The organism is Arthrobacter sp. 754 (assembly GCF_040548695.1).
GTDB lineage: Bacteria > Actinomycetota > Actinomycetes > Actinomycetales > Micrococcaceae > Arthrobacter.
The window spans coordinates 846,157-864,795 of sequence record NZ_JBEPSC010000002.1; the positions used below are offsets into that span (position 1 = coordinate 846,157).

Here is an 18,639-nt window from a genome sequence, read left to right on the forward strand (position 1 = left end):
GGCGCTAAGCGCCTGAGTCCAGCCGACCGCGCTGCTGCCCGACGCTGCCGTTGTGTCATGAGGACATGCTAACCGGAGCGTTCAATTAGACTGGACGGTAGTGGCCGCCGGTAGTTCAGTGGCCCTGACCTGGTCACCGGGTGCCTTCATCCCGCATGGATACGCTCACGTGACCTGCCAGTGGCGGATGCGCAGCCGGGAAACCGCTCGTGGCCGCCCTGGTCCTAGAGGAAATTCACCAGCCCCGACTCGTAGCTAAGAACAGTAGATGTCTGAAACTTTGCCGGGCGCCGCCATCCCGAACCCAACGGATGAAGCCGCCATCACTGCCGCTGTAGACCAGGCCATCGCCGCCATAGCCGGCGCCGGCTCCCTTGACGAACTCAAGGCGGTGAGGCTGGCCCATACCGGCGAGAAGTCTCCGCTCAGCCTGGCCAACCGGGAGATCGGTGGCCTGCCGAAGGACCAGAAAGCCGTTGCCGGCAAGCTCATGGGTTCCTCCCGTGGCAGGGTCAACAAGGCGCTCGCGGACCGCACTGCCGAACTGGAAGCCGAGAACGACGCCCGGATCCTGCTGGAAGAAACTGTGGACGTCACAGCAGCACCCCGCCGCCGTCGGGCAGGCGCCCGCCACCCGCTGTCCACGCTGCAGGACCGCGTGGCGGACATCTTTGTCGGCATGGGCTGGGAGATTGCCGAAGGACCCGAGGTGGAATCCGAGTGGTTCAACTTCGATGCGCTGAACTTCAAGCCCGATCACCCGGCCCGCGAAATGCAGGACACCTTCTTCGTGGAGCCGCCCGAGGCCCACCTCCTCATGCGTACCCACACCTCCCCGGTGCAGGTCCGATCCATGCTGGAACGTGAAGTGCCCATCTACGTCCTGTGCCCCGGCAAGGTTTTCCGCACCGATGAACTCGACGCTACCCACACCCCGGTGTTCCACCAGTTCGAAGGCCTGGCCATCGACAAAAAGCTCAGCATGGCCGACCTCCGCGGAACGCTGGAGCACTTCGCCCGGCAGATGTTCGGCGACGAAGCCCAGATCCGCCTGCGCCCCAATTACTTCCCCTTCACCGAGCCGTCCGCCGAGCTGGACATCTGGCACCCGGGTGCCAAGGGCGGCCCGCGCTGGATCGAATGGGGCGGCTGCGGCATGGTCAACCCCAACGTGCTGCGCGCAGCGGGCATCGACCCCGACATCTATTCAGGTTTTGCTTTCGGCATGGGCATTGAACGCACCCTTATGTTCCGCAACGAGGTGGGCGACATGCGCGACATGATCGAAGGCGACGTACGTTTCAGCGAGCACTTCGGGATGGAGATCTAACAGTGCGTATCCCAATTTCCTGGCTGCGTGAATTCGCAGAGGTACCGGCCGGAGCAACGGCCGAAGACGTCATGGCAGAACTGGTCAAGGTTGGTTTTGAAGAAGAGGACGTCCACCGCCCCACGGACGCCCTGCAGGGTCCGATTGTGGTGGGCCAGGTGCTGAGCCTGGTCAAGGAGCCCCAGTCCAACGGCAAGACCATCAACTGGTGCCAGGTCCGGGTTGTCCCCGAGGGCCGGGAGCAGACCCTGACCGGCGACGGCATCGACCCCTCCGGTGTGCAGGGGATCATCTGCGGCGCCCACAACTTCGTCGAGGGCGACAAGGTGGTGGTCACCCTCCCCGGCGCCGTGCTGCCCGGTGACTTCCGCATCTCCGCACGCAAGACGTACGGCCACCTCTCCGCCGGCATGATCGCCTCCGTGCGTGAGCTGGGCATCGGCGAGGACCACGACGGCATCCTGGTCCTGTCCAGGATCGGGCTGGACCCGGAAATCGGCACCGACGCCATGGAACTGCTGGGCCTCTATGACGAAGCCGCCGAGATCAACGTGACCCCGGACCGCGGCTACGCCTTCTCCATCCGCGGCGTTGCCCGCGAATACGCCCACGCCACCGGAACCTCGTTCACGGATCCCGCCGCCAAGGTCAAGGCGCCGGCGGAGCTCTCCGGCGGCTACGGCGTCAAGCTCAACGACGACGCGCCCATCTACGGCAAGCCTGGCTGCGATCGCTTCGTGGCCCGCACCGTCCGCGGTGTGGACGCCACGAAGCCCACACCGCAGTGGATGACCTCCCGGCTCCGCCTCGCCGGGATCCGCTCCATCTCGCTGCCTGTGGACATTTCCAATTACGTCATGCTGGAACTCGGCCAGCCCACGCACTGCTACGACCAGGACAAGCTGTCCGGCGACATCGTGGTCCGCCGCGCCGTCGCGGGGGAGAAGATCACCACCCTTGACGGCAAGGAACGCGCGCTCGACGTCGAGGACCTCCTGATCACCGACGGCTCCGGTGCGATCGGCATCGCCGGTGTGATGGGCGGCGCGGCAACCGAGGTGAGCGATTCGACGTCGACCGTCCTGGTTGAAGCGGCGCATTTCGACGAGGTATCCATCGGCCGCTCCCGCCGGCGCCACAAACTGCCTTCCGAAGCCTCCAAACGCTTCGAGCGGGGCGTCGACTGGCACGTTGCCGGCATCGCTGCGCAGCGGGTTGTTGACCTCCTGGTGGAGCTCGCCGGCGGCGTCGCTGACGAGGCAGGGACCGACGTCGGGACCTCCCCGGACGCCGTGACCATCTCCCTGCCTGCGGCATTTGCCGCCCAGCGTATCGGCATCGAGTTCACGGAAGAGCAGATCGTCACCTCCCTCGAGGATCTGGGCGCCACGGTGGAGAAGAACGACGGCGGCTGGACGGTCACTGCGCCCAGCTGGCGCACTGACCTTGAGACAAAAGAGGACCTCTCCGAGGAAATCGCCCGCCTGGTGGGCTATGACAACATCCCCGCCACCCTCCCGGTGGCCCCGCCGGGACGTGGCCTGACCCGAGTGCAGCAGCAGCGCCGCCGGCTGATCCAGGCGCTCGCGGACGCCGGGCTGACCGAGGTCCTGGCCTACCCGTTCGTCTCCAAGGCCGCCAACGACACGTTTGGTGTTGCCAGCCAGGGCGCTGAACGGAGCGCGGTCAAGCTGGCCAACCCCATCAGTGAGGAGCAGGGCTACCTGCGGACGTCCATCCTGCCCGGACTCATCGAGGTGGCCAAGCGGAACCACTCCCGCGGATTCCGCGACCTTGCCCTGTTTGAGTCAGGCCTGGTGTTCCTGCCCGGTGGGACGCTGGGAACGGCCTCCATTCCGCCGCTCGGCATCAAGCCCTCCGATGAGGTGCTGGATGCACTGTACGACGGCGTGCCGGACCAGCCGCTGTACGTCGCCGCAGTCCTGACCGGCCACGATTCCCCCGCCGCTGCGAGCCACACTCCCCGCGCGTGGGACTGGGCTGACGCACTGGACATCGCCACGCTTGCCGGCGACGTCCTGGGCGTGGAGGTAGTGGTCAGCCAGGGTGCGCACCAGGCCTTCCACCCGGGCCGCGCCGCGCAGCTGTCACTGCGCACCGGCGAGGTGATCGGTTACGCCGGCGAGCTGCACCCCAAGCTCCTGGCAGCGCACGACATGCCTGCCCGCTCGGTGGCAGTGGAGTTCAACGCGGACGCCCTTTTCGAAGCAGCAGCGGATGTCATCGTGGCCCGCCACATCTCCACGTTCCCGGTGGCCACCCAGGATGTGGCCCTCGTGGTGCCGCAGGATGTTCCTGCAGCGCACGTCCTGGAGGCGCTTCGCGAAGGAGCCGGCGAGCTGCTGGAAGACGTTGCGCTGTTCGACGTCTACGCGGGCAAGGGCATCGAGGAAGGCAAGAAGTCACTCGCCTTCGGCCTGCGCTTCCGGGCAACTGACCGGACGCTGACCGCGGACGAGGCCTCGGCCGCACGGGCAGGCGCCGTGGCCCTGGCCGCCGAGCGTTTCGGTGCTGTCCAGCGCTAATCGCGGGACAGATATGGCGGGGACCGGGACACCGGTTCCGGTCCTGCGCGCCTGCCCTCCCGGATCCGTGGGAGGGCAGGGCCCGGCGGCGGACGTGCCGGACTTATTGGACCCGGTTGAGCGGGAACGTGCCGCAGCCCTCGCTCCCGGGCCACGGGCCGGCTTTGTGGCCGGCAGGCTGGCCCTGCGACGGTTCGCCGCAGAGCTTCTAGACGTCCCGGCGTCGGACCTGACAACCCACTTCAGCTGCCCGCGGTGCGGAACGGGCCCCGCGCTTGCCCACGGCAGGCCCGGCTACACGCTGAGGGGAGAACGGCTGCCTCTGGCGCTGAGCCTGTCCCGGAGTTCGGGATGGATCCTGCTGGGGGCCGTGGTGGATCCGCCCTCCGGAGTGGAAATTGGAGTGGACCTGGAAGACCCGTCCCGGCTGGGCTTTGACGGGTTCGACGCGGTGGCTCTGACGCCGGCGGAGCAGTCGTCCCTTGCCGGCCTCGCCGGAAAGGCCCTGCGGCAGGTACGCGCACGGCTGTGGGCCCGCAAGGAGGCCTGGCTCAAAATGACGGGCGACGGGCTCACCACCGCCCCCGGAACCCTGGACGTACTCTGCCGGGCCGGTATCCGGGACCTGCTGCCGGGGGAGGCGGGCCTCCCGCCGGACCTTCGGGCCGCCGTCGCGGTTGCGGGCCTCGCGCTGTGATTTGCTGCTAGCGGCGGACCGGCAGCGGCGGAAGCGCTGTCTCGTGCAGCCAGGGGTGCAGCAGTGCCTCTGAGTCCAGGCCAGTGGTCCGGTCAACGGCCAGGATGAAGCCCGCGGTGGAGACCGAGCCGTGGCGGTTGGCAGCGGTCCAGTCCTGCAGGAGGGCAAAAAACGCGAGGTCTCCGCACTGAAGCCGCAGGGCATGGAGGGCCAGGGCCCCGCGCTTGTAGACGCGGTCATCGAACATCAGCTCCGGTCCGGGATCGCCGATGGTGATGTCCTGCCTGCCGGAGGCGAGCTTCCGCCAGGCCGCGGCGGCCCGCTGCGCGACCGGAAGGACGCCCGCTTCCTCGGACCAGATCCACTCCGCATAGCAGGCGAATCCTTCATGGAGCCAGATATCGGACCAGGACGCTGCGGTCAGGGAGTTCCCGAACCACTGGTGCGCCAGCTCGTGGGCGATGAGCCGCTGGGACTCCCAGGCCTGATCCAGGTGGTTCCGGCCAAAGATCGACAGAGTCTGCGCCTCAAGCGGAATCTCAAGTTCGTCCTCGGTGATTACAGCCGTGTATTCCGGAAAGGGGTAGGGCCCAAAACAGTTGGTGAAGGTGCGCATCATCTCCGGCTGCCTGGCGAGGCCCAGCCGGGCCGTGTCGGCCAGCGTGGCAGGGACGGCGGCGAACTGCGGCACCCGCCCTTCCATGGGTGGGCCGGCGATGGTGAGCAGCTCGTAGCGGCCGATCTGGACGGTAGCCAGGTAGGTGGACATGGGCTCGGCCTGTTCGTAGACCCAGGTCTCCCGGCTTGCCCGGCTGCTGTGGGAGATCAGTGCGCCGTTGCAGACGGCCCGGTAGTTGGCGTCGGTGGTGACACTGATCCGGTAGCTGGCCTTGTCGCCCGGGTGGTCGTTGCAGGGGAACCAGGACGCGGCGCCATTGGGCTGGCCGGCCACCAGGACGCCGTCGGTCAGCTCCTCCCAGCCCACTTCGCCCCAGAGCCCGCGTCGGGGAGCCGGGCTGCCTTCGTACCGGATGTCCAGGGTGAAGTCTTCGCCGGCCGGCAGCGGCGAGTCAGGGATGATCACCAGCTGTTCGGCGCGCTGGCTGAACTTGCGCACCCGCCGGCCGCTGAGCTGGATCTTGGTGGCGCGGAGCCCGGCCAGGTCCAGCACCAGTGCGGCGGTGGGGTACTGCGTGACAGCGTGCAGGACCGCCCTCCCGCTCAGGCGGTTGCTGCTGAGCTTGTAATCCAGGTCCAGCTCGTACCGGCTGACGCGGTAGGCGTTCGTGCCATGGCCGGGCATGTAGGGATCAGGTGCTGCTGCCGCTTGCTCCGACGTGAAGGCAGGACCCGCCGCCGTACTCGGGCTCGGTGCGGTGGAACTCATAAGACTTTCTTTCGATCGGCAGGAATGGCGGGCACTTGTACTCCGGCGCTACTTCAGCTTCGCGGCCGCGGATGCGGGACCGGCCCAGGGGCTCACCGGGTTGCCCATCCAATAAGTGGAGGCAGGAACAGATTCGCCCCTCATGACCAGCGACGCGGGCCCGACAGTTCCACCGCTTCCGATGCTTGCCTGCGGAAGGATCACGCCGTGGGGTCCCATCGTGGCTCCCTCTTCGAGGGTAACAGTGTCCAGACTCATCACCCTGTCGTGGAAGAGATGGGTTTGGACCACGCAGCCGCGGTTGACCGTGGAGTTGCGTCCGAGGGTGACGAGGTCAGCTTCGGGGAGCCAGTAGCTTTCGCACCAGGTGCCCCGGCCGATCCGTGCCCCGAGCGCCCGGAGCCACCAGACCAGGGCCGGCGTTCCCGTTGCCGCCCGTGCAAACCAATAGGCGCTGACCATCTCGATAAAGGTATCCACCACTTCGTTGCGCCAGATGAATGAGCTCCACAGCGGGTGCTCGCCGGCGCGGATCCGTCCCACGAGGACCCATTTGGCGACGACGGCGCTGCCGGCAGCGGCTGCTCCGGCGACCAGCATCACTATGCCGCCCAGCGCTGCTGCAATCCAGTAGTTGTACGCGCCGGCCAGCCAGTCCAGGGCCAGCATGACGCCGGCGGCGACCGATACCGTCACCACTACGGGGATAAAGCGGCCCAGTTCCCAGAGGCTGCGGGCGAATTTGAGCCGCAGCGGCGGCTGGTACGTGCGGGTGTCGTCCGAGGCGATGGCCGTGCGCCGAAGCCGCACCGGCGGGCTGCCGAGCCATGATGTCCCCGACTTGGCTTTGGCCGGCGTCGCCGACAGCACTGCCACGAGGGAGTTCTTGGGGACGTTCCGGCCGGCCGCGGTCATCCCGGAGTTGCCCAGGAATGACCGCTTGCCGATCTTCGCGGGCGCGATCCGCAGCCACCCGCCGTCGAGCTCGTAGGACGCCACCATGGTGTCGTCCGCCAGGAAGGCGCCCTCACCCACCGTGGTCATTTTGGGAATCAGCAGCACGGTGGAGGCTTCCACGTTCTTGCCCACCTTGGCGCCGAGGAGGCGAAGCCAGACAGGCGTGAAGAGGCTCGCATAGACCGGGAACAGCAGGTCGCGGGCCAGGTCCAGCACCCTCTCGGTGGCCCAGACCTGCCAGCCGATCCTGCTGCGCACCCGGTAGTAACCCTCGGCCAGTCCGATTCCCAGCAGCCGGGTGGTGACCAGGACGAGCACCAGATTGACGAGGAACCAGGTGAGGGCCGCCGGCGGGAGGGCAAGCAGGACCTGCGGCACAGCCGAGGACAGCGAATCGCGGCCCCGGATGAAGCTGAAGATCACCATCGCCGCGGCAGCGGCGGACAGATAGGGGATGAGCGCCAGCGCTGCCGAGGCAAGCGCGAAGCCCACGAACCACAGGCGCCCCATCAGCGGATGCTCCGCCGGCGCGTCCGGCCGCGGGTGCTTTGCCTTGCCTCGACGTTCGGCCGGGGAACCGGCAACCTGATGGCCGGCCTTCACTTTCCCGAGGACGGCGGAGCCTGGTTCGACGTGGGCTCCCGCCCCGATCGAGGCGCCCGGCATCAACGTGCTGCGTGCACCGACGCTGGCTCCTGCGCCGATGTGGACTGCGCCAATGTGGACCACGTCCCCGTCGATCCACCAGCCGGAGAGGTCCACCTCGGGTTCGATGTTGCAGCCGCTGCCGAGGGAAAGCAGCCCGGTGACCGGCGGCATTGAGTGCAGTTGGACGTTGTTGCCTATTTTGGCGCCCAGGGCACGGGCGTAGTACGGCACCCACGGTGCGCTGGCCAGGCTGATGGTGCCTGCCAGGTCCTGGATCTGCTCCGTCAGCCAGAGGCTCAGATGGACCCGCCCGGAACGCGGGTACGTTCCCGGCCCGACCTTGCGGAGCAGGATCCGGGCAGCGGCCACCGAAATCAGCATCCGGCCGATGGGCGAGACAAATACCAGCCATGATGCGCCCACCCACCACCAGGACAAGGTGGGGGCAGCGCTGAAGCCGGCCAAAGCGGACAGCAGGTTGTTCGCCACCATCAGGTAGGTCAGCCAGCGCATGCCCACCAGAATATGCAGGGGAATACCCATCAGGGTCTGGAAGATCTGCGACTTCAGTGCGGGAGGGCGGACAGTCCGGACCGGAACGGGACCCTGGGCCAGGCCCTCCGGAAGGGAGAGGCGCGCCGTGTCAATCAGCGCCCCGATCCTCGGCGTCGCATAGATGTCGGCCACCGTTATGGTCGGGTAGCGCACCCTGAGTGCCGACACCAGTTGCGCAGCCGACAGCGATCCGCCGCCGTAGGCGAAGAAATCGGCGTCAAGGCTGGTTACCTGGCTCCCAAGGACGGCAGCCCATTGCTCCGCAACCCATGCTGCGTCCTCCGGCAGGTTCAGCGGCGCCGCGTCAGCTTCCGCGGCGCCTGCCCCCGCCAGTGGCCAGGGCAGTGCATGGCGGTCAACCTTGCCGCTGGTTTTGGTGGGCAGCGAGTCGACAACGGTCAGCAGCGGAATAAGCGGGGCGGGCAGGCTGGCCGTGAGGAGTTCTCGGGCGGCCACCAGGTCCAGGGCCGCGTCGGCTGCCGCCAGGTAGCCCACGAGGATCTGGTTTCCGGCTGCAGTGGTCCGGACGGCCGCCGCCGCTCCTGCGACGTGGGGAAGGGCCTGCAGGGCGGCGTCAATTTCGCCAAGTTCGATCCTGCGGCCACCGAGTTTGACCTGTTCGTCGGCGCGTCCCATGAAGATCAGGCCCGCAGGCTCGTACCGCACAAGGTCGCCGGACCGGTAGGCGCGCTCCCAGCCGAAAGAGGGCATCGGCGCGTACTTCTCCCGGTCCTTGTCAGCGTCGAGGTAGCGGGCCAGCCCGACGCCGGCAATGATCAGTTCGCCGATTTCGCCTTCACCAACGGGCAGCCCGGCAGTGTCCACCACTGCAAGGTCCCACCCGTCCAGCGGCAGCCCGATGCGCACCGGACCGGCGCCACCCAGGGGCGCGGCGCAGGCCACCACCGTGGCCTCCGTGGGGCCGTAGGTATTCCAGACCTCGCGCCCGGGAACGGCCAGCCGCTCGGCCAGTTCCGGCGGGCAGGCTTCGCCGCCGAAAATCAGCAGGCGGACGCTCTCCAGGGACTCGGCCGGCCAGAGGGCCGCGAGGGTGGGGACTGTGGACACGGCGGTGATGCCGTTGCTGATGAGCCAGGGACCGAGGTCCGTTCCCGTCCTGACCAGGGCCCGTGGGGCGGGCACCAGGCAGGCCCCATGACGCCATGCCAGCCACATCTCCTCGCAGGAGGCGTCAAAGGCCACTGAAAGCCCGGCGAGGACCCGGTCCTGCGGCCCGAGGGGTTCTTCCTGGAGGAAGATCCTGGCTTCGGCGTCCACGAAGGCCGCTGCGGAACGGTGCTGAACGGCGACGCCCTTGGGCGTGCCGGTGGATCCGGACGTAAATATCACCCAGGCGTCATCGCCCGGCCGGGCAGAACGGCGCTCGGCCGAACGGGACTCGGCCGAACGGGACTCGGCCGAACTGGCGCCTCGGCGGTCAGCCCCGGGAGGCTGGCCGGGAACAGAGATGTCCGCAGCTGTCAGAACCGCTGCCACACGCGCCTCGCCGAAGACGAGCCGTGCCCGTTCCTCAGGATCGTCAGCATCCACGGGCACGTAGGCGGCGCCGATGTTGAGGATGGCAAGGATGGAGATATAGAGCCCGGCGGTTCCGGAAGGAATCCTCACGCCGATTCTGTCCCCGGCCCCAAGACCGGCGGCCTGCAGTTCGTGCCCCTTGGCCTGGACCGCGGCCAGCAGCTCGGCGTAGCTGAGGGACCGCCGGCCGTCATCGAGGGCTGAAGCTTCAGGGAAGCGGGCGGCGGTGTCCTCAAGAATGGCCATCAGCGTCCGCTCTTGCGGTGCCAGGGGTGAACCGGCCAGCTGGGGGCGGTACAGGGCTTCCCGCGGGGATGCGACGACGTTTGACAGGTGCTCACTCACCGTCGAATTCTGCCTGAGTAAGGTGAACGGAAGGTGTCTGAAATTGGTTTAAGGTTCATCTTATGTTCAACTCGTGAGCTCCCGGCTAGGGTACGAGCAGAACCTTGCCGGTGGTCCGCCGGCCCTCAAGGTCCTCGTGGGCCCGCCTGGCGTCAGCGAGGGGGTACGTGGCACCGATCCGTACCTTGAGATGTCCCTTCGCCGCGGCAGCGAAGACCTCACTGGAACGCCAGCGGCGCTCCTGCTCATTGAGCAGGAAGTGGGCCAGCGACGGGCGGGTCAGCGTCAGTGATCCGCCTGCATTAAGGCGCTGCGGATCCACGGGGGGAACTGCTCCCGAGGCTGCCCCGAAGAGGACGAGGGTCCCTCTTGTGCGCAGGCAGGACAGGGAACCGTCAAAGGTGTTGCGGCCCACCCCGTCGTACACCGCGTCCACGCCCTTCCCGCCGGTGAGCTCGCGGACATGGTGGGGAAAGCGCTCGTAGCGCAGCACGTGGTCGGCCCCGGCGTCGCGGGCCAGTTCCTCCTTCGCATCCGAAGAGACTGTGGTGATGACCCGGGCGCCGCGCTCCTTCAGCAGTTGCGTCAGCAACAGGCCGACGCCGCCTGCGCCGGCGTGCGTCAGGACGGTGTGTCCCGGTTCCACCCTGAAGGAGGAGTTGATCAGGTAGTGCGCGGTCATGCCCTGGAGGGGCAGTGCGGCCGCCGTGAGGTCGTCGACGCCGTCCGGTACCGGGAGGGCCTTGGCTGCATCGATCACTGTGTGGCCGGCGTAGCATTTGCTGCCCTCGGCCGTGGCAACCCTGCTTCCGACGGTGAAGTTTTCTACGCCTTCGCCCACCTCCACCACCGTGCCGGCGGCCTCCGAACCGGGGGTGAAGGGAAACGGAACCTGGTACATGCCGCCGCGCTGGTATGTCTCGATGAAGTTGACGCCGGCAGCAGCGACCTTGATGAGCAGCTGGCCGGGACCCGGGACGGGGACTTCAGTCTCCGCCAGTTCGAGTACTTCGGGTCCGCCGGGCCCGCGGGCAACAATCGCGTGCGTCATGTGTCTCCTTCCCGGGGCTGGGATTTCCTTCCCCCGGATCCTCAAACCATCCTAGGGACACCCGGGCGAACGAAGAAGCGGCGGCCGGTATCCGGCCGCCGCTTCGTTTGTGCACGGACGGGGTGTTTGCAGCCCGCAGGCGCAGCAACCCGGGGTCACTCCCTGCCCAATAAAAGCTCGCCGGGGGGCCGGAAGTGACCCCGCGTTGGGTTTAGTAGCGGCGGGTCACCGTTGCCATGGGGCATTCGAAGTGGCGTCCGGCGGAAAGGCCGACGTCGTTGAGGTAGCGGACGATGATGCCGTAGGACTGGAGCAGCGTGGTTTCCGTGTAGGGAACCTGGTGCTTCCGGCAATACTCGCGGACGATCTTGGCGGCCTTGTCCAGCTGGGGCCGTGCCATGTCCGGGAAGAGGTGGTGTTCGGCCTGGCGGTTCAGGCCGCCGAGCAGGATGTCCATGAAGCGGCCACCGGAAATGTTCCGGGAGGTGAGGACCTGGCGGCTGAAGAAGTCCACCCGGCTGTCAGCCGGCAGGACCGGCATGCCCTTGTGGTTGGGGGCAAAGGAAGCTCCCATGTAGAACCCGAAGACCGCCAGCTGGACGCCGATGAAGGCGAAAGCCATTCCCAGCGGCAGGAACGTGAAGGCCAGGACGGGGAGGGCGCTGAGCCGGACGAGCAGGATAGGCAGTTCCACCCAGCGGTGGGTTACCTTGGCCCGGCCGAAGACGAACTTCACGGAATCGATCTGCAGCCCAAGGCCCACCAGGAACAGCAGCGGGAAGAAGAACCAGCCCTGCTTGCGGGTGAGGAAGGACAGCTTGCCCTGCCGGGTGGCTGCGCCTTCGCGGTGGAAGGCGATGGCCCCGGTGTCAATATCCGGGTCCTTGGAGATGACGTTGGGGTGGTTGTGGTGTGCGCCGTGCTTCTGCTCCCACCATGAATAGCTCATGCCGGCCACCGAGGTGGCAAGGATCCGCGCAGTCCAGTCGTTGGCGCGCCGGGACGCGAAGATCTGGCGGTGCCCGGCCTCGTGGGCCAGGAAGCTCAGCTGGGTACAGATAATGCCGACTGCTGCGGCAATCAGGAGCTGGAACCAGCTGTCGCCGATCAGGGCGAAGCCGAACCAGGCGGCGGTCATCAGGAGCACAAGGCTGGCAAAGAGTGTGATGTAGAAACCTGTGCGCCGCTCCAGCAGGCCTGCCGCTTTGACGCTTTTCAGCAGTTCCGAATAGCTGAGGACTACAGCGTTAGGCTGCCGTACACGCGACTGAGGCCGCTCTGAAGAAGGGAGGGTGGTGGTCATTGAACGGGGCCTCGTGACTGTTGCGGGCAGCGCTGCAGCCGACAATCGGTCTGAACGATGGGAATACCCTCAATTCAGCATACGCCTGCGTGTCCAGTCGACGGGGTGGGCCGGTGATCCCAGCCTGCATAAATATCGGGCGTAATGAATACTTTTGCTGTAGGATTTTGGCATGACTATTTCTGTTGCAGTCTCCGGAGCCAGCGGATACGCCGGGGGAGAGGTGCTCCGCCTCCTGGCAGGGCACCCCGACGTCACCATCGGCGCGATCACCGCGCACAGCAATGCCGGCTCCCGCCTCGGCGAGCTGCAGCCCCACCTGCACGGACTGGCCAGCCGCATCCTGGAGGACACCACGGTGGAGAACCTGTCCGGCCACGATGTGGTGTTCCTGGCGCTGCCGCACGGGGCTTCGGCCGAGATCGCCGCGCAGCTCCCCGAAGGCACGGTGGTGATCGACGCCGGCGCCGACCACCGGCTCGAAGATGCCGCCGCGTGGGAAAAGTTCTACGGCTCCGCCCATGCCGGAACCTGGCCGTACGGCCTTCCGGAGCTCCCGGGCCAGCGTGAGGCGTTGAAGGGTGCCACCCGCATCGCGGTTCCCGGCTGCTACCCGACGTCGGCCCTGCTGGCACTGACGCCCGGGTTCGCCGCGGGACTTCTCCAGCCCGACGACGTCGTCATCGTCTCTGCCTCAGGCACCTCCGGTGCCGGTAAGGCCGCCAAAGTGAACCTCATCGGTGCCGAGGTGATGGGCTCCATGAGCCCGTACGGTGTGGGCGGCGGCCACCGGCACACCCCGGAAATCGAGCAGGGACTCTCCAACGCGGCCGGCGAAAGCGTCACCGTATCCTTCACCCCCACGCTCGCTCCGATGAGCCGCGGCATCCTCACCACCGCCACCGCCAAGGTCAGGCCGGGCACCACTGCTGTTGACCTCCGCCAGGCGTGGGCTGACGCCTACGACGATGAACCGTTTGTGCACCTGCTGCCCGAAGGCCAGTGGCCGGCCACCAAGGCCGTCCAGGGCTCCAACCACGCTGCCATGCAGCTGGCCTTCGACGAACACACCGGCCGCGTGATTGTCACGTGCGTCATCGATAACCTCACCAAGGGAACTGCCGGCGGAGCCGTCCAGTCCATGAACATCGCGCTTGGCCTGGCGGAGACCGCCGGCCTCAACCTGCAGGGAGTTGCCCCGTGACCGTTACCGCCCCCCAGGGATTCCGGGCCGCCGGCGTCACAGCCGGCCTGAAGACATCCGGCAAGCCGGACCTCGCCCTGATCGTCAACGATGGGCCGTCCAAGGCCGCCGCCGCCGTATTCACCAGCAACCGGGTTGCCGCGGCGCCCGTCCACTGGTCCCGCCAGGTGGTCTCGGACGGCCGCGTGGACGCAGTGATCCTCAACTCCGGTGGCGCCAATGCCTGCACCGGTCCCCAGGGGTTCCAGAACACCCACAGCACTGCGGAGAAAGTTGCCGAGGTGCTGGGCATCTCCGCGACGGACGTTTTTGTCTGCTCCACCGGCCTGATCGGCGAGCAGCTGCCCATGGACAAGGTCCTGCCGGGCGTCGAGGCCGCATCGGCCGCGCTCAGCGCTGACGGCGGCGCGGACGCAGCCAATGCCATCATGACCACCGACTCCGTGCCCAAGGCCGCCCTGTTCATCGGCACTGACGCCGACGGGCAGGAGTTCAGCATCGGCGGCATCGCCAAGGGCGCCGGGATGCTGGCCCCGGGGCTCGCCACCATGCTGGTGGTCATCACCACCGACGCCGGGGTCGAACCGGAGTTGCTCGACGTCGTCCTCCGCGACGCCACTCGCGTCACCTTCGACCGGGCTGATTCGGACGGCTGCATGTCCACGAACGACACCGTGGTGCTGCTCGCGTCCGGTGCTTCCGGGGCGGTCCCGTCCGCCGAGGCCTTTGGCGCCGGGCTGACCCAGGTGTGTGCCGAGCTCGCGCGCAAACTGATCGGCGACGCCGAGGGCGCCAGCCACGACATCGCCATCCGCACCTTCAACGCTGCAAGCGAGCGGGACGCCGAAACAGTCAGCCGCTCTGTTGCCCGGTCCAACCTCTTCAAAGCCGCAATCTTCGGCAAGGACCCCAACTGGGGCCGCGTCCTCTCAGCGGTAGGGACCACCGATGCTGCCTTCGAGCCGGACCAGCTCAACGTTTCGATGAACGGCATCCAGATCTGCCGCAACGGCAGCATCGGGGATGACCGCAACCTGGTGAACCTGGAGCCACGCGAGGTGCTGGTGGAGATCGACCTGCAGTCCGGTGACTCCGAAGCCACCATCTGGACCAACGACCTCACCCACGACTACGTGCACGAGAACAGCGCCTACTCGAGCTGATCCCCGGCCTCACCCAACAGCACCCTGGAGATACTGCCAGCATGAACACCCAGCCCCGTGAAACCACGTCCACGAGTGATGCCCAAAGCAAGGCCGGCACGCTGATCGAGGCGCTGCCGTGGATCCAGCGCTTCGCCGGCACCACCATGGTGATCAAGTACGGCGGCAACGCCATGGTCAACGAGGAACTGCGCCGGGCGTTCGCCGAAGACGTGGTGTTCCTGCACCACGTGGGCATTCACCCTGTAGTGGTCCACGGCGGCGGCCCGCAGATCAACTCCATGCTGGCCCGGCTGGGCATCGAGTCGGAGTTCAAGGGCGGGCTCCGCGTGACCACGCCCGAAGCCATGGACGTGGTCCGCATGGTCCTCACCGGCCAGGTGGGCCGGGAACTGGTGGGCCTGATCAATTCCCACGGCCCCTACGCAGTGGGAATGTCCGGTGAAGACGGCGGCCTCCTCCGCGCCATCCGGACCGGCACCGTCATTGACGGCGAGGAAGTGGACCTGGGCCTGGTGGGCGAAGTCGTGGGCGTGAACCCCGAGGGCATCCTGGACATCCTGGCTGCCGGCCGCATCCCGGTCATCTCCACGGTTGCCCCGGAAATAGAGAGTGACGGCACCGAGACAGCAGCAGGTGCAGTGCAAACCACCGGGCAGGTCCTCAACGTCAATGCGGATACGGCTGCGGCTGCACTCGCGGAGGCGCTGGGGGCATCCAAGCTGGTGATCCTCACCGACGTCGAGGGCCTCTACGCCAACTGGCCGGACCGGTCATCCCTGATCTCCTCGCTGACGGCCACGGAGTTGCGCGGGCTGCTCCCGAGCCTCGAATCAGGCATGATCCCCAAGATGGAAGCCTGCCTCAAAGCCGTCGACGGCGGCGTGGAACGCGCGCACATCGTGGACGGCAGACTGCCCCACTCGATGCTCCTGGAAACCTTCACCACCGCCGGCATCGGCACGCAGGTGGTCCCCGACGACGAAACGGTTGCATCATGACCCACGCAGAACTGAGCCATTCCGCCGAAGGCCGCACCGCTGCGGAGTCCGCCGCAACCGCGCTCGTCGGTCAAACCACCGGCGCGCAGTGGCTGTCCCGCTATTCCGCATCGCTCATGGGTGTTTTCTGCACTCCGCAGCGTGTCCTGGTCCGCGGCGCCGGCTGCCTGGTCTGGGACGCCGACGGCAAGGAATACCTGGACCTGCTCGGCGGGATCGCCGTCAACGCCCTGGGCCATGCCCACCCGTTTGTCACCTCAGTGATCTCCAGCCAGCTGGCCACCCTGGGGCACGTCTCCAACTTCTTCACCAGCCCCACCCAGGTGGCCCTGGCCGAAAAGCTGCTGGCACTGGTACACGCACCGGCAGGCTCCAAGGTGTTCTTCGCCAACTCTGGAACAGAGGCTGTGGAGGCCGCCTTCAAGCTGGCCCGGCGCAACGCAACCGGTCCGGACGGCGCACCCCGCACGAAGATCATCGCGTTGGAAGGTGCCTTCCACGGCCGCACCATGGGCGCCCTTGCCCTGACCGCCAAAGAGGCCTACCGTGCTCCCTTCGAACCGCTGCCCGGCGGTGTGGTCCACATCCCCTTCGGGGATGTTGCCGCCCTGGAAGCAGCCATCGACGAGACAGTTGCCGCTGTGTTCCTGGAACCGATCCAGGGCGAAGCCGGAGTCCGCCCGCTGCCTGCCGGGTATTTGAAGGCAGCCCGCGAAGCGACCACAAATGCCGGTGCCCTGCTGATCCTGGATGAGGTCCAGACCGGCATCGGCCGGACCGGCAAGTGGCTCGCCAGTGAGGACGCCGGGATCGTTCCGGACGCCGTCACGCTGGCCAAGGGCCTCGGCGGCGGCTTCCCCATCGGCGCGCTGGTCACTTTCGGCGAGCCGGTATCGACCCTCCTGGGCGCCGGCCAGCACGGCAGTACGTTCGGCGGGAACCCGGTGGCGACTGCGGCCGCCCTGGCGACGCTGCATGCGATCGAAAGCCAGCGCGTACTGGAGAACGTTGCGACAGTGGGGAACTACCTCCGTACCGGGCTCGCCGCCGTCGACGGCGTCACCGAGGTCCGGGGCGAAGGACTCCTGATCGGCTTCGACCTGGACGCCGACGTCGCGCCCGCAGTGGTCACCGCCGGCCTCGACGCCGGATTCATCGTCAACAGCCCCGGCCCGCGCACAATCCGGCTGGCCCCGCCTCTGATCCTCACCACCGACCAGGCGGCGACGTTCCTCGCCGCCCTCCCGGCACTCCTCAAGACAGCTAAGGACGCGCAGTGACCCCTGTACGCAGCACCACCCGGCACTTCCTGAAGGACACAGACCTCAGCCCGGCTGAGCAGGCCGAGGTCCTTGACCTGGCCGTCCGCATGAAGGCCGCGCCCTACAGTGTCCAGCCGTTTGCCGCCGAGGGAAACGGCCGCAAAACCGTCGCTGTCATCTTCGACAAGACCTCCACCCGTACCCGGGTGTCCTTCGCCACCGGCATTGCGGACATGGGCGGCAACGCCCTGATCATCAACCCGGGCGAAGCGCAGATCGGCCACAAGGAATCCGTGGAGGACACTGCCAAGGTCCTCGAGCGCATGGTCTCCACGATTGTGTGGCGCACCGGCGCCCACGCAGGCCTGGTGGCAATGGCCGAAAACTCCAGGGTGCCGGTTATCAATGCGCTGTGCGACGACTACCACCCCTGCCAGCTGCTGGCCGATCTGCTGGCGATCAAGGAGCATAAGGGCGAGCTCAAAGGCCTCACCATGAGCTATCTCGGCGATGCCGCCAACAACATGGCAAATTCCTACCTGCTGGCCGGCGTTACCGCGGGGATGCATGTCCGCATCGCCGGGCCGGAAGGCTACCTGCCGGCGGCGGAGATCGTTGCCGCCGCCGAGGAACGTGCCGCACGGACCGGCGGGTCCGTGCTGATCACCACCGACGCCGCCGCCGCCCTGAAGGACACCGACGTCGTGGCAACAGACACCTGGGTGTCCATGGGCCAGGAAGCCCAGAAGGCCGCACGGATGCAGCTGTTCCGGGAGTACGCCGTCGATGAGGCCGCCATGGCACACGCGGCGGACGACGCCGTCGTACTTCACTGCCTGCCCGCATACCGCGGCTACGAGATTTCGGCGGGTGTCATCGACGGTCCGCAGTCGATCGTGTGGGACGAGGCCGAGAACCGGCTGCACGCCCAGAAGGCCCTGATGGCGTGGCTGATGCACCGCTCCGGCCTTGCCGTCGTCGATGGCCTGACGCCGTTGGATGGGCTGGCGCCAACTGATGGGCTGGCGCCGGAGGCCGGCAACCCGTGACCGTCCCGCCGGCAGCGCCGGGCTCCAGCCCGGCCACCAAAACGGCCCGCCAGGCGCGCATCACCGCCATCCTGACGGGTGAATCGGTGCGCTCCCAGGCGGAGCTTGCCGCTTTGCTGGCGGACGACGGCGTCCAGGTCACCCAGGCAACCCTCTCCCGTGACCTCGTGGAACTCGGCGCCGTCCGGGTCCGCGGCAAGGAAGGCGTCCTGGTCTACGCCGTCCCCGGCGAGGGCGGCGAACGCGCTGCCAAAAGCGGTGTCAGCCAGGAAATCCTCGATGCGAGGCTCGCCAGGCTGTGCAGCGAACTGCTGGTCACGGCCGAGGCCTCGGCCAACATCGCCGTGCTCCGGACGCCGCCCGGCGCCGCCAACTTCTTGGCGCTCGCCATCGACCACTCGGTGATGCCTTCCATCCTGGGGACCATCGCCGGTGACGACACCGTCCTCCTGGTCTCCCGCGATCCCGCCGGCGGCCAGGACCTCGCCGCCAGGTTCCTGCAGCTTGCAGAGGAAGCCGGCGGGAGCCAGTAATAGCCCCCCGCTGCCCCGGATGCGCCTGCGTTGTGACAGGCTTTCCCTAGAAGAATTTCCCGGACAAGA

General features: G+C 67.4%; 13 protein-coding genes. 9 read left to right on the forward strand and 4 right to left on the reverse strand.

Going from position 1 to position 18,639, the window contains the following annotated elements:
- The first annotated feature begins 268 nt into the window (after positions 1-268).
- From pheS to ABIA70_RS09350, 3 genes are read left to right on the forward strand one after another with little or no spacing between them, the layout of a single operon-like run.
- Positions 269-1,330 (forward strand): phenylalanine--tRNA ligase subunit alpha, encoded by a 1,062-nt coding sequence (pheS, locus tag ABIA70_RS09340; protein ID WP_354147297.1) that lies wholly within the window; start codon positions 269-271, stop codon positions 1,328-1,330.
- A gap of 2 nt (positions 1,331-1,332) precedes the next feature.
- Positions 1,333-3,876: a phenylalanine--tRNA ligase subunit beta gene (pheT, locus tag ABIA70_RS09345; protein ID WP_354147298.1), complete on the forward strand. Its 2,544-nt coding sequence runs from the start codon at positions 1,333-1,335 to the stop codon at positions 3,874-3,876.
- Between the two features lie 13 nt (positions 3,877-3,889).
- Entirely contained in the window at positions 3,890-4,573 is a 684-nt protein-coding gene (locus ABIA70_RS09350; RefSeq protein WP_354147299.1) for a 4'-phosphopantetheinyl transferase family protein, read from the forward strand.
- Between the two features lie 7 nt (positions 4,574-4,580).
- Here the strand turns inward: ABIA70_RS09350 and ABIA70_RS09355 are convergent, their stop codons facing one another.
- The 4 genes from ABIA70_RS09355 to ABIA70_RS09370 all read right to left on the reverse strand — a co-directional run bounded on the left by ABIA70_RS09355 (position 4,581) and on the right by ABIA70_RS09370 (position 12,358).
- Positions 4,581-5,960, reverse strand: coding sequence for a M1 family metallopeptidase (locus ABIA70_RS09355; RefSeq protein ID WP_354147300.1), 1,380 nt, complete (start codon positions 5,958-5,960; stop codon positions 4,581-4,583).
- 48 nt (positions 5,961-6,008) lie between these two features.
- Positions 6,009-9,905, reverse strand: coding sequence for a Pls/PosA family non-ribosomal peptide synthetase (locus ABIA70_RS09360; protein WP_354147354.1), 3,897 nt, complete (start codon positions 9,903-9,905; stop codon positions 6,009-6,011).
- Positions 9,906-10,089: 184 nt separating this feature from the next.
- Entirely contained in the window at positions 10,090-11,055 is a 966-nt protein-coding gene (locus ABIA70_RS09365; RefSeq protein ID WP_354147301.1) for a quinone oxidoreductase family protein, read from the reverse strand.
- A 211-nt stretch (positions 11,056-11,266) separates the two neighbouring features.
- The gene (locus ABIA70_RS09370; protein ID WP_354147302.1) at positions 11,267-12,358 is read right to left on the reverse strand and encodes a fatty acid desaturase family protein; all 1,092 of its coding nucleotides are present in this window, start codon (positions 12,356-12,358) and stop codon (positions 11,267-11,269) included.
- A 172-nt stretch (positions 12,359-12,530) separates the two neighbouring features.
- Here ABIA70_RS09370 and argC point away from each other — a divergent pair, with 172 nt between their 5' ends.
- From argC to ABIA70_RS09400, 6 genes are read left to right on the forward strand one after another with little or no spacing between them, the layout of a single operon-like run.
- On the forward strand, positions 12,531-13,562 hold the full coding sequence (gene argC, locus ABIA70_RS09375; RefSeq protein WP_354147303.1) for an N-acetyl-gamma-glutamyl-phosphate reductase: 1,032 nt from the start codon (positions 12,531-12,533) through the stop codon (positions 13,560-13,562).
- On the forward strand, positions 13,559-14,725 hold the full coding sequence (argJ, locus tag ABIA70_RS09380; protein WP_354147304.1) for a bifunctional glutamate N-acetyltransferase/amino-acid acetyltransferase ArgJ: 1,167 nt from the start codon (positions 13,559-13,561) through the stop codon (positions 14,723-14,725). The genes argC and argJ overlap by 4 nt, the downstream gene beginning before the upstream one ends.
- A 41-nt stretch (positions 14,726-14,766) precedes the next feature.
- On the forward strand, positions 14,767-15,726 hold the full coding sequence (gene argB, locus ABIA70_RS09385; protein WP_354147305.1) for an acetylglutamate kinase: 960 nt from the start codon (positions 14,767-14,769) through the stop codon (positions 15,724-15,726).
- A complete protein-coding gene (locus ABIA70_RS09390) occupies positions 15,723-17,006 on the forward strand; it encodes an acetylornithine transaminase (protein ID WP_354147306.1) in 1,284 nt (427 codons plus the stop codon). The genes argB and ABIA70_RS09390 overlap by 4 nt, the downstream gene beginning before the upstream one ends.
- Complete coding sequence (gene argF, locus ABIA70_RS09395) at positions 17,003-18,037, forward strand: ornithine carbamoyltransferase (RefSeq protein WP_354147307.1); 1,035 nt, start codon at positions 17,003-17,005, stop codon at positions 18,035-18,037. The genes ABIA70_RS09390 and argF overlap by 4 nt, the downstream gene beginning before the upstream one ends.
- Complete coding sequence (locus tag ABIA70_RS09400; protein WP_354147308.1) at positions 18,034-18,570, forward strand: arginine repressor; 537 nt, start codon at positions 18,034-18,036, stop codon at positions 18,568-18,570. Before argF ends, ABIA70_RS09400 begins: the two co-directional genes overlap by 4 nt.
- Positions 18,571-18,639 lie beyond the last annotated feature (69 nt).

What these genes read in the sequence shown, in the direction of transcription:
- ABIA70_RS09370 (WP_354147302.1), bottom strand. Translation starts at nt 12,358, where the DNA reads ATGACCACCACCCTCCCTTCTTCAGAGCGGCCTCAGTCGCGTGTACGG.
- argB (WP_354147305.1), top strand. Translation starts at nt 14,767, where the DNA reads ATGAACACCCAGCCCCGTGAAACCACGTCCACGAGTGATGCCCAAAGC.
- ABIA70_RS09360 (WP_354147354.1), bottom strand. Translation starts at nt 9,905, where the DNA reads ATGGCCATTCTTGAGGACACCGCCGCCCGCTTCCCTGAAGCTTCAGCC.
- argC (WP_354147303.1), top strand. Translation starts at nt 12,531, where the DNA reads ATGACTATTTCTGTTGCAGTCTCCGGAGCCAGCGGATACGCCGGGGGA.
- pheS (WP_354147297.1), top strand. Translation starts at nt 269, where the DNA reads ATGTCTGAAACTTTGCCGGGCGCCGCCATCCCGAACCCAACGGATGAA.
- ABIA70_RS09365 (WP_354147301.1), bottom strand. Translation starts at nt 11,055, where the DNA reads ATGACGCACGCGATTGTTGCCCGCGGGCCCGGCGGACCCGAAGTACTC.
- ABIA70_RS09390 (WP_354147306.1), top strand. Translation starts at nt 15,723, where the DNA reads ATGACCCACGCAGAACTGAGCCATTCCGCCGAAGGCCGCACCGCTGCG.
- ABIA70_RS09350 (WP_354147299.1), top strand. Translation starts at nt 3,890, where the DNA reads ATGGCGGGGACCGGGACACCGGTTCCGGTCCTGCGCGCCTGCCCTCCC.
- ABIA70_RS09355 (WP_354147300.1), bottom strand. Translation starts at nt 5,960, where the DNA reads ATGAGTTCCACCGCACCGAGCCCGAGTACGGCGGCGGGTCCTGCCTTC.